The organism is Rhodococcus sp. C3V (genome assembly GCF_029269915.1).
Lineage (GTDB): Bacteria > Actinomycetota > Actinomycetes > Mycobacteriales > Mycobacteriaceae > Rhodococcus_F > Rhodococcus_F qingshengii.
On sequence record NZ_JARJBE010000006.1, the window covers coordinates 352,989 to 368,469 of the forward strand.

Here is a 15,481-nt window from a genome sequence, read left to right on the forward strand (position 1 = left end):
GTCTCCCGTCGCAGCCCTGTTTAGACAATATCCAAGAACAGGACATTTCGGAGCTGATGGCGTCAGATCACCGCGTTCGACGCCTGGGCACGTAGGTCTCGGGCCAGGTGATCCCGACGCTCGAGAACAAGCCTCCGCAGCGACGCGGGCGCCTCCGCATTGGCCTGGATCCAGGAATCGACAGCAGAGGTGTCTTCAGCTGCCGGGAAGAGTCCGTTCACCAACCGTCGGGCGATCTCGATGCTGCGTTCGGACCACCACTTCCCCAGGGACGAGAAGTACTCTGCCGCATATCCCTCGATCAACGACGGGTCCGTGCCCGAACGGAATCCGGCGATCGTCGCATCCAGGCGGTCGTTCGAGAGTGAGCCGTCAGTGGTCGCCGACGCCCAGGCAGCCGCCTTGGTCTCGGCATCGGGAATCGACGCCGCGGCGCGGACGTACGCCGTTCGACCCGCTGACGTGCTGTCCTTGCTCAGCTCACCATCGAAGTCGCTCACACTCGCATGGCCGGTCGCCGACAGGGCGATCCACAATGCCCACCGCAGATCAGGATCGAGAGCCAGTCCGACCGGCCCCGGGCAGGTGCCGTCGAGTATCGACCGCACCTCGTCGGCGCGAGCATCGTTGACCGCTGCAGCGGCCGACAGAGCCCGTGCCCATGCCAGCTGTCTTCCGGACTCCGGTTCGGCTTCGAACACCGCCTTCCAGGTCGTTTCCAACCAGCCTGCACTTACATTGGGCCGCAAGCTTTTCGGAACGTAGTGAAGAACCGCGTATTGGGCATCGGTCAGGATCGAGCTGAGAATCGCAAGATCTGTCTCCGCGGGAGCGAATCGTTCCACCATGTCGAGGTACCGGAACACCGAGAGCTGCGCATCACGCACCGAGTTCCACAGCGACGACCAGATCACCCCGCGCGCAAGCGGATCGCTCACGCGGTCCAGGGATGCCTCGACAGTGGACAGAGATTCCGCGTCCAATCGCACCTTGGCGTAGGTGAGGTCTTCGTCGTTGAGCAGTGTGAGTGCTCCGGGCGGAAGGTCGACCGACGTGCGTGATTCGGTGATGTCGAGTTCGACGCGTTCGGTGCGAACAAGGTCTCCGGACTCGTTGTAGTCGTAGATTCCGACTGCGAGCCGATGCGGCCTCGGGTCCGTCTGGACCAGGTCTGTTCCGTCGAGCGACAGCGTGGACACTCCGGTGGTCTGCAACCAGATTCGGGCCCATTCGCGCACATCACGTCCGGAAGTCTCCGCGAGCACGTCGAGCAGATCAACCAGCGTGGTGTTCCCGAAGGCGTGGGCCTTGAAGTACCGTCGTGCCGCTTCGAAGAACGCGTCACGGCCGACGAACGCCACGAGTTGCTTGAGGACACTGGCGCCCTTGGCGTAGGTGATTCCGTCGAAGTTCAGCTTCGCAGCTTCGAGATCGACGATGTCGGCGACGATAGGATGCGTGGTCGGCAGCTGATCTTGGAGGTACGCCCACGCCTTCCGCTTGATGGCAAATGCTACCCAGGCATCGGTGAAGCGAGTGGCTTCGGCGCTGACCAGCGATCCCATGAAATCGGCAAAAGATTCCTTGAGCCACAGGTCGTCCCACCAGACCATGGTCACGAGATCGCCGAACCACATGTGCGCCATTTCGTGCAGGATCGTGTTGGCGCGGCGCTGATGCTGCTCGTCGGTTGCGGAGCCGCGGAACACGTATGCCTCGGTGAAGGTCACCAGTCCCGGGTTCTCCATGGCGCCGAGGTTGTACTCGGGGACAAAGATCTGGTCGTACTTGCCGAACGGATACGGATAGTCGAAGTACTCGGCGTAGAAGTCCAACCCCTGACGGGTGATGTCGAAAACGTTGTCTGCATCGAGGTGTGGAGCCAACGACGCCCGGCACAGCGCACCCAACTCGACAGTGAGTTCGCCGCGACTCCACGACGACGCCACGCGGTGATACGGCCCGGCCGCGATCGCGGTGATGTAGGTCGAGATCGGCAGCGTCGGGGCGAAAGTGACGCGTTGTGCACCGTCCACGGAGAGAGTCTGGGTCGCGGGCTGATTCGACAGGACTTCCCAGCCGTCAGGTGCTGTCACCTCGAATGTGAAGGGCGCCTTGAGGTCCGGCTGCTCGAAGCAGGCGAAAACACGCCTGGCATCGGCGGGCTCGTATTGCGTGTACAGATACGTCTGATCGTCAGCGTCGTCGACAAATCGGTGCAGCCCTTCACCGGAACGGCTGTAGTTGCCGTGAGCTGCCACCCGAACGACGTTCGATCCGCCGAGTCCGCGCAGCACGATCCGGGATCCGTCGTACTCCACCGGAATCGACGCACCGTCGACGTCCACGGAATCGACTGCAGCACCGATGAAATCGAGCCACGTGGACTCCACCGAGGACGTCAGATCAATTGTCGTGACCGTCGAAAAGGTCTTCACGGCGGAGTCGACCGCCGATCGCAGATCCAACTCCACCCGGTAACCGGCGACGGAGATGGCTCGAGATCGTTCGGCGACTTCGCTTCGATTCAGGTTCGCAGTACTCACGCACTCGATCCTGCCAGGCCGCGCGCGGCGATGTGAGCCGCCGTGCGCCTATCCCTTGAACGCGCCCTGCCAGACGGTGTCGAACGGCGTGTGCGCCGAGACGCGGCCTTCGATGCCCGCCGTGACGAACTTCTTTGCCAGAGCGACGGCTTCTCCCACGTCGGCGCCTTTTGCCAGCTCCGCGGTCACTGCGGCGGCCAGCGTGCAACCGGCACCCGAGACGCGCTCTTCGCCGACCTTGGGGGCGGAGAGAACAGTCACGTCGGTCCCGTCGAACAACACGTCGACGGCGTCGCCACCGGCGAGTTCGACACCGCCCTTTGCGAGCACGTACTTGGGTCCGAGATCATGGATACGACGTGCGGCCTCGATGAGGTCGTCGACGGTTTCGATGCTGTCCATTCCGGCGAGGGTGCGTGCCTCGAACAGGTTGGGTGTGACGACGGTGGCGAGCGGGAGGATCGAATCACGAAGTGCTGTATCAGTATCGAGAGCCGCGCCGGGCTCCTGGCCCTTGCAGATCAGGACCGGGTCGAGGACGACGTGGCGCCAGGACTGCCGACGCAGGCCCTCTGCCACAACCTCGATGGTGGCGGGCGTGCCCAACATGCCGATCTTGACGACGTCCAGATCGTGAGCTGCCGTGGCAGCCTCGATCTGATCAGCGATCACGTCAGGAGCGATCGGTACGAAGCGATGACCCCAGTTGTTCTTGGGATCGAACGAGACGATACATGTGGTGGTCGCTACGCCGTAGACGTCCAATGCCTGGAACGTCTTCAGGTCGACCTGCAGGCCGGCACCGCCAGTCGCTTCGGACCCAGCGATGACATAGGCGAGGTCAACCACAGCACAATCTCCTTCTTCGGACTTTCGAAACGTGCGTGGATGGCCACGAACGCGGGACCCAGTTTATCAACCGTTCCGACGTCTGGTTTTCGGCTATGCGGGCACCGGAGTTCCCCACGCGACGTCGTTGTCCTCGTATCCGAACGGCGGACCGACGAACTCGCCGCCGCAGGTGATCAGCGCGAGGGTTTCGGGTCCGTCGAGGCTGTTCAATCGCTCGACCGGCAGCTCGCCGTCCTTGCTGTAGTGATCGACCGCATCGATACGGTAGTTCCAGGTCTGTCCCCCGGCGCCCGCCACGGTCACGACCGAGCCGATTTCCAGTGTCGAGAACTTCTTTCCGAAACCGTCACCCTGATAGATGTCGTTGATGTGTCCGGTGATCACCACAGTGCCCGCGCCGGAGCCGGGAAATGCCGAATCTGCCCACCATCCGATCTCACTGACATCCTCGGGCGGAATGAGCGAGCCGTCCGTCGTCGTCTTGATCGGCAGGATGTCAGCGGTGCTGTTGCCTGTGCGCAGCGTGGTCGGGACATCCGGACCGTCGACCACCGCGCGAATCTCTGGCGGCAAATCTTGTTGGCCGGTCGCGAGGACGCGGGTCGGCGAGTCACCGTCGTCGGAACATCCGCCGATCAAGAGCATTGTCGCCACTACTGCAGCGGCCCACGTTCGGCTGGCCGTGGATCCAGGTGCCGCTGTCACGGACGAGAAGTCGGGCCGGACGGAATCTGGGCAATTGGTACTCGGTTTCCTACGTCACGACCGGGAAGTGCGTCACCGGAATCCCCACCGTTCCCACCGGAACCGTCACCACCGCTGCCGTTTCCGCCACCGCTTCCATTCCCCCCGCCGCCGGGGCCGGGGCCGGGGCACTCACCTCCCGGATCGGTGGTGTCGCCTGCCAAGACAATCTTGACTGCCGAGAGGTTGACCGTCTGGTTCTGCGCGACTTGTCCAGGAGTTGTGACGTCGAATGCGAGCTTGGCACGTACGGGGATGACCGAACCGTCGTCAGCGTCGGTGACCGTTGACCCTGACCGGCCGAGATCTTGGGTCAACGTCATTCTGGAGATCAAATCCTGATCTCCGGTCAAGCCGGCGCCGTCGATCCGAAGGGTCCCTCGGACGGGACTTCCGTGGGCTCTGATCGTCACCGATGCGCGAAACTCGAGGATGTCTCCCGGCACTGTCCGCCACGCCTCGATCGAGTTGATTTTCGTTCCAGGCGATCCAGTCGAGATGTCGTACCAACCGTCGATCACGGCCGGATCGAGTGACATCGAATTTTCGTTGATTTCCGAGTTGCACGCGCGGGTGAGCGAAACGGAGGCAGCCGATCCCACTGCGGGGAGTGCTGTCGACACAACGGTCGCCAAGACGAAGGCCGTCGCGGTGATGCCCGCGGTACGCCTGCCGAAGATCGTCATTCTCTCGCTACCTTTTTCCGCGGACCGTAGCTTCCGGTCAATTCAGTCAAAATACCAGTACAGCTGGACAAATAGGTCGAATTCCGTGCCGAATTCCTCTTGTTTTCTGTGAACTTCGGTTACGAGCAATTTCTCCGCACACGCGTTCCGGCAAGGGGTACATCGGATCAACAGGGGTCAGAAGTTACATTTCGCCCGCACATCGGAGCAGATCGCACTGATTTCTCACCGCATTGGACAGGTATTTCCGTTTCATAGCGGTCAGCCGGTGGAACAACGATCACTACAACGAGCGTGCCGGGCACGTGTCCGGTCGCCCCCCACCGAATCAAGGGAAACCGTCATGTCGGATACAACATCAGTCAAGCAGGGTTTCGCGGTAGGAACATCGATCGGGGCAGCCGTCATCTTGGTGACGGTCGGCATCGTGCAGTTCTTCCAAGGACTCGCTGCCGTCGCCGAAAACGAAGTGTTCGTAGTCGGGATCGACTACGTCTATCAGTTCGACCTGACGACGTGGGGTTGGATCCATCTCGTGCTGGGCGCGCTCGTCGCTCTCGTCGGGCTTGCACTGTTCACCGGAGCGGCCTGGGCGCGGGTGTCGGCAGTGGTGATCTGCGCGATCTCGATCATCGCGAACTTCTTGTGGCTGCCGTACTACCCCTGGTGGTCGACTCTCATCATCGCGCTGAACATCGTCGTGATCTGGGCTGTGTCGACATGGAAGCCCACCCAGACGACGCACGCCGCTGCGCATGCACCGTCAACGCCGACTCGATCTGCTTGAGTTGAAAGTATGTGTAGGTGGATGGCGTATTCCGGAGAGCCGATACTGGCCCATGACTTGCTGTTCAGGCCACAGCACTCGCTGATCGACCAGAGCCTGCATTCTCAACTCGGGGCCACGACGACAAATGGCGACGGCTTCGGAATCGGCTGGTACGGGGAAGGCCCCCAACCGGCAGTTTTCAAGAGCATCGAACCCGCGTGGAACGACTCGAACCTGCGCGAAGTCACCTCCCAATTGCGCACCCCTCTGCTGTTCGCTCACATCCGCGCCTCGACGGGAACTGCAGTGCAGCGCAGCAACTGTCACCCGTTCCGGCACCGGCAATGGTTGTGGATGCACAACGGTTCACTACACGGATTCCACGACATGAAACGGGAATTGGTGACTGCCATTGATCCGTCGCTCTTTCTGGATCTCGAAGGATCGACGGACTCGGAAACCTTGTTCTTCCTCGCGCTGACGTTCGGCCTGACCGACGATCCGTTCGAAGGTGTCGCGAGGGCCGTCGGATTCGTCGAGCACACGGCCCGCTCGCAGGGAATCGACAATCCGGTTCAGATGACCGTCGCCACGTCGGATGGCATCTCCACCTGGATCTTTCGCTATTCCAGCGAGCACCAGTCGAGGTCGTTGTTCTTCTCCACCGAGATTTCCACGTTGCGCAAGCTCCATCCTGAGGTGGATGCCCTGCACCATCTGAGTGAGGAGACCCGAATCGTCGTCTCCGAGCCTCTACGTGACCTTCCCGGCGCCTGGAACGAGGTTCCCGAATCCGCCGCAGGCATCATCCGGCCCGGACGGGACGAGATGCGGAGCTTTGTGCCGATCCCACCAGCCTGATTGGGTCATACAACCAGGCATAGCTATGAAATAGCTTGCATTCGAAGCGCTTTCACGAAAACTGAGAAAACGGAAACTCGGCACACTAGTCACGCGAGAGGATGAGCCGGAACGCCAAGCGAGCCTTCTCCGTATCCGGAGTGCCACCAGTGAGCAAATCGTTGTAGATGAACGACTCACCCACGCGAACCAGCAGATATGCCATGTCCTCGACGGGCAGGTCTGGCCGAATCTGCTCCGGTATTTCAGCTTCGATCAGCCTTCGCACGGATTCGACCATCGTGCCCTGAATCGGCCCCAGTCCAGTTGTGAGTATGCACAACGCCTTTTGCGGTTCCCGAGTCAAATACGTCCGGAAGAATTCGGTCTCGATTGTCGCCCGTGCATGGTAGGTGAGGACGTCGACAACCCTTGACGCTCCGCTTCCACCGCACTCCTCGAGGCCCATTCGCCACGTTCGGCGCGCCAGCGAATCGAGCACGTCACCGGTAATTGTGTCGCGATTCCCTGCACGCCGGAACAAGGTGGTCCGATCCACCCCCAACTCGGTGGCCAAAGCATTCACATCGAGCGGTTTTCCGGCCGCGAACTGTCGTCGGGCGGCACTCAACGCTTCCGCGCGGATGTCACGTGTCTCGGCCATGGAGTGAATGTATCGCTGACGACGTGCTGGTCGGTAGCCGGAGGCGATCAGACGGCGCCATCGACGGCAATCGTTGCAACATTCATTGACTTTGTTGCAGGTGAGTGTTTATGGTTCCCCGGTACGTGATTCCAGTCACAACAGTTCAGTTGTTTACGGAGGAATGCGATGAACGATCACACGTGGACGACCCGACGATGAGCCCACTTCTGCAAGTACGAGACCTCACGGTTGACATTGGGACAGAATCGATTTCGAACAGACTCCTCGACCGAGTGAGCTTCGAGTTGGGGTCGGGCGAAATCACCGGCCTCGTAGGAGAGAGCGGGAGCGGAAAGACACTGACCGGACTCGCTCTGCTCGGTCTCTTGCCCCGTACGGCAACAACCAGCGGAAGCATCCGTTTGGAAGGACAGGAACTTGTGGGTCGGCCCGCCGCCGAGTTGAGGAAAATACGCGGTCGCGACGTCAGTATGGTCTTCCAGGACCCGAGTTCGGCTCTCAACCCCTCCGTCAGCATCGGTCGCCAGATCGTCGATGTGTTGAAGGCCCACCGCGACATCACGAAAGTCGATGCGGAGGACGTGGCTACAGATCTTCTCCACCAGGTCGGACTGGCCGACCCGAGCAGAACCTTGAAGTCGTACGGGTACGAGCTTTCCGGCGGGATGTGTCAGCGGGTGATGATCGCGATGGCCCTGGCATGCGGTCCGAAGTTGCTGATCGCGGACGAACCGACAACAGCGCTCGACGTCACCATCCAAGCTCAGATTGTCGATCTCCTTCGAGAACTGGCCGAACAGCGCGATCTTGCCGTGTTGTTGATCAGTCACGACCTCGCGGTTGTCGCCGAGGTCGCGGATCGAGTCATCACCATGTTTCGCGGCGAGATCGTCGACGTCGCGCCACGAGACGTGCTGCTTCGGCGGCCCGCGCATCCCTACACGTTCAGCCTTCTCGAGGCGGCACGCTCGACATTCGAAGAAGTCTCCTCCCAATCACCCAAGGCGCGAGGCGATTTCACCAGCAAAGCCCCTGCTGACGGCGTGGGTTGCCGATACGTCGCCCGGTGCAACTACTCCGAGGAGCTCTGCATATCCGATCATCCACTTCTGATCGGATCACCGGAATCGGCAACAAGATGTCACCGCAGCGACGAACTCGAGTTGCTCGGACTGGTGAGCTGATGAGCAACACCGACGTCATCGTCGACGTTCGGAATCTGGCAGTCGAGTACGGACGCGGACGCAGAGCTCTTCGCGCGGTCGACGACGTCAGCTTCTCCGTACAGAGGGGCGAAACCCTTGCGATAATCGGTGAATCAGGATCGGGAAAATCCTCGACGGCTCACGCTCTCGCGGGTCTGGTGGCTACGGCCGCAGGCTCCATCACTATGAATCTCGACGACCCGGCGTTCGGCAAGGGTGGATCTTCCCATCTCATTTTTCAAAACCCTACGTCGGCCTTGAACAATCGGATGTCCTCATGGGCTTGCGTAGCCGAGCCGATGGCGCCAGGGCGTCTGCGCATCCCACAGTCCTTGCGGCCGAAAGCCGTCGAGCTGTTGCGTCGGGTCGGTCTCGGCGCTGAGCTTGCCGACCGCCTCCCGACCCAGCTCTCCGGTGGCCAACGCCAACGCGTGACCATCGCTCGTGCACTTGCCTCCAAGGCGCCACTGATTCTCTGCGACGAACCTGTTGCCTCCCTGGATGTTTCGCTTCAGGAAGAGGTGTTGCAACTTCTTGCCGATCTCCGAGAAGAACATGACCTCACGTACATCTTCATTTCGCACGATTTGGGTTCGGTGGCACGGATCGCCGATCGCGTCGCGGTGATGTACCTCGGCCGAATCGTCGAGATCGGACCGGTTGCCACGGTCCTGAGGACTCCATCGCACCCCTACACGCAGGCGCTTCTCGCCGCGGCCCCGCACATCGAACTCGAGCGGCGCAGTCGTCGGAAAGCATTGGTGCGGGGCGAGTTACCCGACCCACGGAATCCACCCTCGGGCTGTCGATTCCGCACCCGCTGCCCGTTTGCGATGGATCGCTGTGCGTCGGAAGCGCCGTCACTTCGCGCGGCCTCGAATTCCGCACACGGCTCCGCCTGCCATCTATCGTCCCCGGCCACATCGACCGGAATCTCCAACCCGCCGCAGTAAATGCGTGCCGCGCCAGTCTCCCCCCTTCCGAGAAGACCAAAGCGAAAGTCCACCATATGAATCCGCGTCTGTCTTTGCGATCCCGATATCCGATCACACGCTTCCAGAATCATGGGAAAAGTGGCCCACGTGTGCTGGTAGCTGCGTTTGCACTTTCTGCTCTTGTGCTCAGCGGCTGTTCGAGCAGCGCCACCGGTACCGCCGGCGATACCGGACCTGCCGATCCCAACGCCGAACTCAAGGTCGCGACATCGCACGTGCCCGCCTCGCTCGACCCGTGTGCGGGAAACATCGGATACGACATCGACTACTTACAGTTGATGTATGCACCACTGATCGATGCGGAACCTGCCACCCAGAAGTTGCGGCCCGGAATCGCCAGCGAGTGGGGCTTCTCCGGACCGGACAACCTGACGTTCGAGATGACGTTGCAGAACGGCTTGACCTTCCACGACGGTACAGCTGTCGATGCAGCAGCCGTCAAGGCAAGCATGGAACACTGCTTGAGTCTCGGAATCGTTTCCGTCCCGACGATCAAGAGCATCGAAGCAACGTCCCCAGATCACGTCACGATCTCGTTGAGTTCACCTACCTCCGGTTTACCAGGCTGGCTCAACGGCAGATTGGGAATGGTGGTCTCCCCCACTGCGCTGGCAGCAGCAGGGGCAGACTTCGCCAACAAGCCTGTAGGCGCAGGGCCGTACACATTCACCAGCGCAGTCCCGAACAGTTCATACACATTCAGTCGATTCGACGATTACAAACCGGCAGGTCCACCCAGCCCCCAGCTCGCCAAGATCCAGATCCAGGTGATCTCCAATCCCACAGCGCTGACAAATGCCCTGACATCGAACGCTGCGGATTTTGCATACGGGCTCACACCGTCGAGTGCTCCGATCCTCGAACGGAATCCCAACCTGAACGTCAGTCACGACCCGAGACTCGGAGTTGCGCTCGTCGTGATCAACAACAAGAACCCTGTGGTTAACGACGTCCGGGTTCGTCTGGCGATGCAGTATGCGCTCGACCGCAAGGCAATTGCGCGAGCCGCGCTGGACAGCACGGAAGGAACTGCGGCGTTCGGTCAATATCCTCCCGGTTCGCAGTTCTACGACGAGGAAACCGAAGATGCATGGCCGTACGACCCGGAGAAGGCCAAATCGCTGCTAGCGGAGGCGGGGTATCCGAATGGGGTCACCGTGCGCGGACTAGCAGGCAACCTACCGCCGTACTCGACCAACGCTGTCCTTGTCGGAGAACAATGGGAGAAAGTCGGCATCAAGGTCGACTTCGTCGAAATGAGTGGACCTCAGGCGATTACGGAGTTCGTCGCACACAACAGCGCGGACGTCTTCAGCGTGGGATGGCCCACGCGAGCATCCGCACCGCTCAATTTCGAAGCCTCTCTGGGTTCGCGATCGTACTTCCGGCAGAATTCCGTCCCCAACGAGGAGTTGGAGAAGCTGATCGCACTGCTGAACAACACGTATGACGAAACCGCTCAGCTCGACATCGTCAAACAGATCAATCAAGTCGTGATCAAGTCCGCTGAGTACGTACCGTTGTACTTCACTCCCGACGTGGTCGCCTACACGAAGAACGTCCACGGGGCCGTTCCCGCACTGAACGGCTCCCCCAATCTGACGTACCTCTCGAAGTCATGACGACGACCGTTGTATCGCAAGAGAATTCGTTGGCCCCCGAGCCTGAGAGCGTTCCGACCCGAAACCCTCACCGATCGCCGGTGAATCCTTACATACGGATGATCGGCGTCCGGTTCGCACAGATAATTCCTACCGCGATTATCGCTAGTTTCATAACCTTTGCCCTTATCCGGATAATCCCCGGTGGACCAGCCGAGGCACTTCTCGGTCCGAACGGCAGCGATGAAGCCATCGCGGCACTCAACGAGCGCCTCGGATTGAATCAACCTCTGCTGGTCCAGTACTGGAACTGGGTGGTGTCGGCTCTGCACGGAGATCTGGGAACGTCGCTACAGAACAGCGCCCCCGTCGGCCCACAGATCCTTGCGCGCCTGCCGGCGAGCGCCGAGCTCGTTGTACTCGCACTGTTACTGTCCGCCGTCGTCGCCATACCGCTCGGTGTGTGGACCGCGACGCGGCAGGGACGACGCAGCGATGGTCTGACCCGCACGGTTTCGGGGATCGGACTCGCGGTACCGGACTTCTTCCTCGCTATCGTGCTGGTCGATGTCTTCGCCCTCGGTTTGGGAGTTCTACCGGTGCTCGGCTGGGTTCCTCTCGAGAACAGTGTGATCGACAACCTGAGCCATTTGGTCCTACCAGCAACGGCGCTCGCTGCCGGCGCAGCATCGATTGCGGTTCGGCAGACCAGGGCTGCGATGATCGAGACACTGTCAAGTGACTACGTACGAACTGCGCGTGCGATGGGTATCGACGAGCGGAAGATCGTGTGGCGCTACGCGCTACGAAACATCGTTCCCACGATTGTCACTGTCTATGGATTGCTCGCCGTGGCGATGCTGGGTGCGACGGTCATTCTCGAGCAGATCTTCGTGCTGCCGGGCCTCGGGAGCGCTCTCGTCATTGCGATCGACACGCGAGATTATCCGATGCTTCAAGGCATTGTGTTGCTGTTCGTCGTGATCGTGCTTCTCGTGAACATCCTGGTCGACGTCGTCAACAACATGATCAGCCCACAATTGAGGAAGGGAACGATCTCGTGAGCCAACTCGCGCTGACCACCGCAGGCGAGACCCGCTCCAAGTGGGCTCTCCCTCGACTGCACCCCGGATTATGGCTCAGCTACTGCTTTCTCGGAACGCTGATAGCGGCGTCCGTCTTGGCCTCGTTCGTGGCTCCGCACAGTCCGACCGATCAGAACCTGACCAACACGTTCGCCGGTCCGAGTGCACAGCACCTGCTTGGCACTGACGGCTTCGGTCGTGACGTGCTCAGTCGATTGATCTGGGGAGGACGCTCCGCCTTCTTCGGCGTCGCGATCGCTGTCGCTGTCAGTCTGCTGTTGGGAATTCCGTGGGGGTTGATCGCCGGATATTGGCCACGCTGGATCGGCGCGTCACTCCTCCGGGTGGCGGACGCATTGCTGGCATTCCCAGGTTTGGTTCTCGCAGTGGCTATTACCGGTGTTCTGGGGCCGAGCCTGATCACGTCGATGTCAGCGCTCGGAGTCGTCTATGCACCCACAATTGCAAGAATTCTGGCTGCCGGGGTCAGCGAAACGAGGAACCGAGACTTCGTTCTGAGCGCGCGACTCTCAGGATGCCCGCCGCACGTAGTGCTCCTGCGTCATCTTCTTCCGCACGCAATCGGGCCGGTTGTCGTTCAGGTGACCGTGCTCACCGGCCTGACTTTTCTCGCGCAGGCGGCACTCTCATTCCTGGGGTTGGGAATACAGCCCCCCACTCCGAGTTGGGGCGGTGACTTATCCGATGCGTACCTGCACATCTTGAGTGCACCACAACAGATTCTCCCCTCCGGCATTCTGATTTCATTGGTCGTCCTGGCCGTCTACCGAGTGGGTGATGCCGTCCGGGACCGCATGTATGTCAGAGGGAGATAGCCGGCGTAGAACAACCATCCGACTCGACTGTTCGAAGACCACACCACCAGCATGAAGGACTATCGATGACCTCGATCGCACCAGAAACCGCGCGCCGCGTCTTCCGTGGAGCCGAACCGATACACGGCATGATCTACTTCACCCCTTTCGGCGCGGAAGCATATGCCGCACTGGGCTTTACACACCCTCGAATGGGCTACTTCGCTTCGCGGTCTGCGCCCATGGGCGCAGTAGCGGCTGAAGTCACCATCGCTACGTTCTTCAACTTCAACCCCGAACTGGTACACGCGGTGCTGCCGGAAGCCTGGACAATCGCCACCCGCGAACAGATCCTCACCGCTCGACTCGACGCTGTCGACCGTTCGCTGCGCAAGGCCTGGGGAGAACATGTCGACGGCACCGAAGTTCGCGAAGCTGCCGAACTCGCACGTCGAGCCGCGGAACGCGCCTGCAACAGACCACAAGGGCGACCCCTGTTCGGTGGGCACGCATCATTGCCGTGGCCTGAGGAGCCTCATCTCGTGTTGTGGCATGCCCAATCCTTGCTCCGGGAGTTTCGCGGAGATTCTCATGTCGCACTTCTTCACGCCGAGGGACTCAACGGTGTCGAAGCGTTGGTAGTCCACGCCGCAACCGGTGATGTTCCTGCTGCTGCTCTGCAAATGAGCCGGGCATGGGGCAACGATCAGTGGGCGGAAGGCGTCGAAAGTGTGCGGGCGCGTGGATGGCTCGAAGACGGCCCCGAGCTTCACCTGAACGAGGTGGGTCGCGATCGCCGGAAGCGGGTTGAGCATCAGACCGATGTGCTGGGGTCGTACCCGTACGAGGCGATCGGAGAGACCGGATGCAGTCGACTGATCGAAATCTCGGAACGTCTCTCCGGTGAAGTGATCGATGCAGATCTCGGATTTCCGGCAGCACTGGCAGCACGTCGCCGATTGCGTGCGTGACAGCAGGTCGTGAGTGTCGAACGTGGCTGGTGGTGATACGACGAGGGTGTCACCACCAGCCCCTTCACACAATTATCGCCGAAGTCGGCTGCGCCCCCAATCTGCACAGTGAGAAGGCATCCGGACGAGACTGCCGTTGTGCCGAATTCTCCCGCGGGATGGGTCAAGATGGCTAGATGTGGAAACAGGCACTCGGGTTTGCTTTGTTCGGTGCGACCGTTGCCATCGTCACGGCGGCGCTGACACAGGGATCGGCACAGGCGTCCGCCACGATCACCCTCTTTTCGGGTGGCACCACAATCTCGGGCTTCGCGGGTGAATCGCAATGGACCTGGCCCATCGAGGCTGCGGTGATCGGCGCCCTTCTGGGCGCGCTGACCGGGTTCGTGCTCCGCCTCGCGGGCGTGCGAATCTCCGGAGGCCAGGACAATCGAATGGTTCCAACTGTGGTGGCAGGCCTCGCAGGCGTCGCGCTTGGGTTGACGCCCCTGTTGGTCTTGATCGGCATGGCATTCACCGGGTCGGTTGATATCGGATGGTCCCCGCTCCTGGTCTATGCCGTCAGCGGTCTCCTGGCGTATGGCATTTCGGTCGCCGCCGTGTTCGGAGTCCTTCGCGCTGCCGGGGATCGACTTACTGTTCGCACGACGCGAGCGGTGGCGGCGATGCTTCCGGTCGGGGCGTTGGCTGCGACGACTGTAGGTGTCGGTACTGCGTGGAGGCTGGGCTTTTCCACCACCACTCCCACCTGGATCGCGGTCGTACTGCTGGTCGTTCTCGTATTGGCCATGACGTTCGTTGCGGCCCGGGCGTGGGCTCTCCGGACTCAGCCTCAAGACATCCCCGAAGTCGCATAGTCGGTGGAACGGGGATCCAGCCCGCCACCGATCACCTACATATGCTTTGCCATTAGTCCTGCGTTCGTTCCGATCGCGTTCGTTCCGATCGCGGTAATGGTGGCGCGGTTCTGGATCTCGATGGAACTGTTCTTCACCCCCGCCTGATCACCCACTCGTCCGCGTATTGCGAAGCCCACCGCGCGCACGCGCAATGGCGCCCTTGTTGCGCAATGTGATCCCCTGCAGCAACGCAGCAAGTACCAGCACCAGCCAGCACGGCCGCACCGAGGCTCCCCACCATCGAAATCAGAGATGGCATATCAGAGCTGAAAGCGGTAAGGAAACCCCCTACTGCAGCACAAAGCATTGTCGGCGAGACGATCCGCGAAACGAATGGTCGTGGGATCACGGCCGTGATGACGCACAGGGCCACCGCCAATGAAGCACCAAGAAGTGCCCTCGTCCGAAGTAGTCGTGAATCGAGCGGTAACAATCGACGGAACTGAGCAGGCCGAGGTCTATTTCGAAATGGTGATCTCATAGATCGGCCACTGCGCCGTCGTGGATTCCAGAATCCCAGTGGCGACCGCCAATACAGCCCACACGATCCGGATACCAGTCGTACCACGAGGCAATGCCATCCCGCATGTCAATTTCTGGCAGAGATCAGATCAGATGCCATTTAATGCAACATTCGCCATACCACGGCGAAACGCATCTTCACCGTTTTTAGATTGACGCGTCACGATTTGAAGAACCGAATTACTTGGAATTCTCGGGAGAAACTACGCGGGTGAGGCTATCAACCCCGCCAAGCCGATCGTCCCGATTCCAGTGTTCTGTATGGACTAGGGCCCGCGGGGATT

General features: G+C 60.8%; 14 protein-coding genes. 9 read left to right on the top strand and 5 right to left on the bottom strand.

Annotation, left to right across the window (positions count from 1 at the left end; genetic code table 11):
- Window positions 1-62: 62 nt before the first annotated feature.
- The 4 genes from pepN to P3G66_RS18370 all read right to left on the bottom strand — a co-directional run bounded on the left by pepN (window position 63) and on the right by P3G66_RS18370 (window position 4,828).
- A complete protein-coding gene (gene pepN / locus P3G66_RS18355) occupies window positions 63-2,546 on the bottom strand; it encodes an aminopeptidase N (protein WP_275231637.1) in 2,484 nt (827 codons plus the stop codon).
- Between the two features lie 48 nt (window positions 2,547-2,594).
- Entirely contained in the window at window positions 2,595-3,395 is an 801-nt protein-coding gene (gene thiD, locus P3G66_RS18360) for a bifunctional hydroxymethylpyrimidine kinase/phosphomethylpyrimidine kinase (RefSeq protein ID WP_276116964.1), read from the bottom strand.
- A gap of 93 nt (window positions 3,396-3,488) precedes the next feature.
- Window positions 3,489-4,103: a class F sortase gene (locus tag P3G66_RS18365; RefSeq protein WP_231783390.1), complete on the bottom strand. Its 615-nt coding sequence runs from the start codon at window positions 4,101-4,103 to the stop codon at window positions 3,489-3,491.
- Window positions 4,100-4,828, bottom strand: coding sequence for a hypothetical protein (locus P3G66_RS18370; RefSeq protein WP_064074343.1), 729 nt, complete (start codon window positions 4,826-4,828; stop codon window positions 4,100-4,102). Before P3G66_RS18370 ends, P3G66_RS18365 begins: the two co-directional genes overlap by 4 nt.
- 343 nt (window positions 4,829-5,171) lie before the next feature.
- On the opposite strand from P3G66_RS18370, the gene P3G66_RS18375 reads away from it, so the two are divergent.
- Both P3G66_RS18375 and P3G66_RS18380 read left to right on the top strand, forming a co-directional pair.
- Window positions 5,172-5,615 carry a hypothetical protein gene (locus tag P3G66_RS18375; protein ID WP_030537512.1) on the top strand — a complete coding sequence of 148 codons (444 nt, stop codon included), beginning with the start codon at window positions 5,172-5,174 and terminating at the stop codon, window positions 5,613-5,615.
- 21 nt (window positions 5,616-5,636) lie between these two features.
- Entirely contained in the window at window positions 5,637-6,458 is an 822-nt protein-coding gene (locus tag P3G66_RS18380; protein ID WP_256519339.1) for a class II glutamine amidotransferase, read from the top strand.
- An 85-nt stretch (window positions 6,459-6,543) separates the two neighbouring features.
- On the opposite strand, the gene P3G66_RS18385 is transcribed toward P3G66_RS18380, so the two are convergent.
- Window positions 6,544-7,101, bottom strand: a complete 558-nt coding sequence (locus P3G66_RS18385) for a QsdR family transcriptional regulator (RefSeq protein WP_021333511.1) — start codon at window positions 7,099-7,101, stop codon at window positions 6,544-6,546.
- Between the two features lie 275 nt (window positions 7,102-7,376).
- Here P3G66_RS18385 and P3G66_RS18390 point away from each other — a divergent pair, with 275 nt between their 5' ends.
- From P3G66_RS18390 to P3G66_RS18420, 7 genes are all read left to right on the top strand, one after another.
- A complete protein-coding gene (locus P3G66_RS18390) occupies window positions 7,377-8,288 on the top strand; it encodes an ABC transporter ATP-binding protein (protein ID WP_238592730.1) in 912 nt (303 codons plus the stop codon).
- On the top strand, window positions 8,288-9,262 hold the full coding sequence (locus tag P3G66_RS18395) for an ABC transporter ATP-binding protein (protein ID WP_276116965.1): 975 nt from the start codon (window positions 8,288-8,290) through the stop codon (window positions 9,260-9,262). Before P3G66_RS18390 ends, P3G66_RS18395 begins: the two co-directional genes overlap by 1 nt.
- Before the next feature lie 131 nt (window positions 9,263-9,393).
- Window positions 9,394-10,926: an ABC transporter substrate-binding protein gene (locus P3G66_RS18400; protein ID WP_162114854.1), complete on the top strand. Its 1,533-nt coding sequence runs from the start codon at window positions 9,394-9,396 to the stop codon at window positions 10,924-10,926.
- Window positions 10,927-11,006: 80 nt separating this feature from the next.
- Window positions 11,007-11,969: an ABC transporter permease gene (locus tag P3G66_RS18405; protein ID WP_158510646.1), complete on the top strand. Its 963-nt coding sequence runs from the start codon at window positions 11,007-11,009 to the stop codon at window positions 11,967-11,969.
- A complete protein-coding gene (locus P3G66_RS18410) occupies window positions 11,966-12,826 on the top strand; it encodes an ABC transporter permease (RefSeq protein ID WP_020969703.1) in 861 nt (286 codons plus the stop codon). The genes P3G66_RS18405 and P3G66_RS18410 overlap by 4 nt, the downstream gene beginning before the upstream one ends.
- 65 nt (window positions 12,827-12,891) lie before the next feature.
- Window positions 12,892-13,776 carry a hypothetical protein gene (locus tag P3G66_RS18415; RefSeq protein WP_276116966.1) on the top strand — a complete coding sequence of 295 codons (885 nt, stop codon included), beginning with the start codon at window positions 12,892-12,894 and terminating at the stop codon, window positions 13,774-13,776.
- Between the two features lie 176 nt (window positions 13,777-13,952).
- On the top strand, window positions 13,953-14,633 hold the full coding sequence (locus P3G66_RS18420; protein ID WP_276116967.1) for a hypothetical protein: 681 nt from the start codon (window positions 13,953-13,955) through the stop codon (window positions 14,631-14,633).
- Window positions 14,634-15,481: the final 848 nt, after the last annotated feature.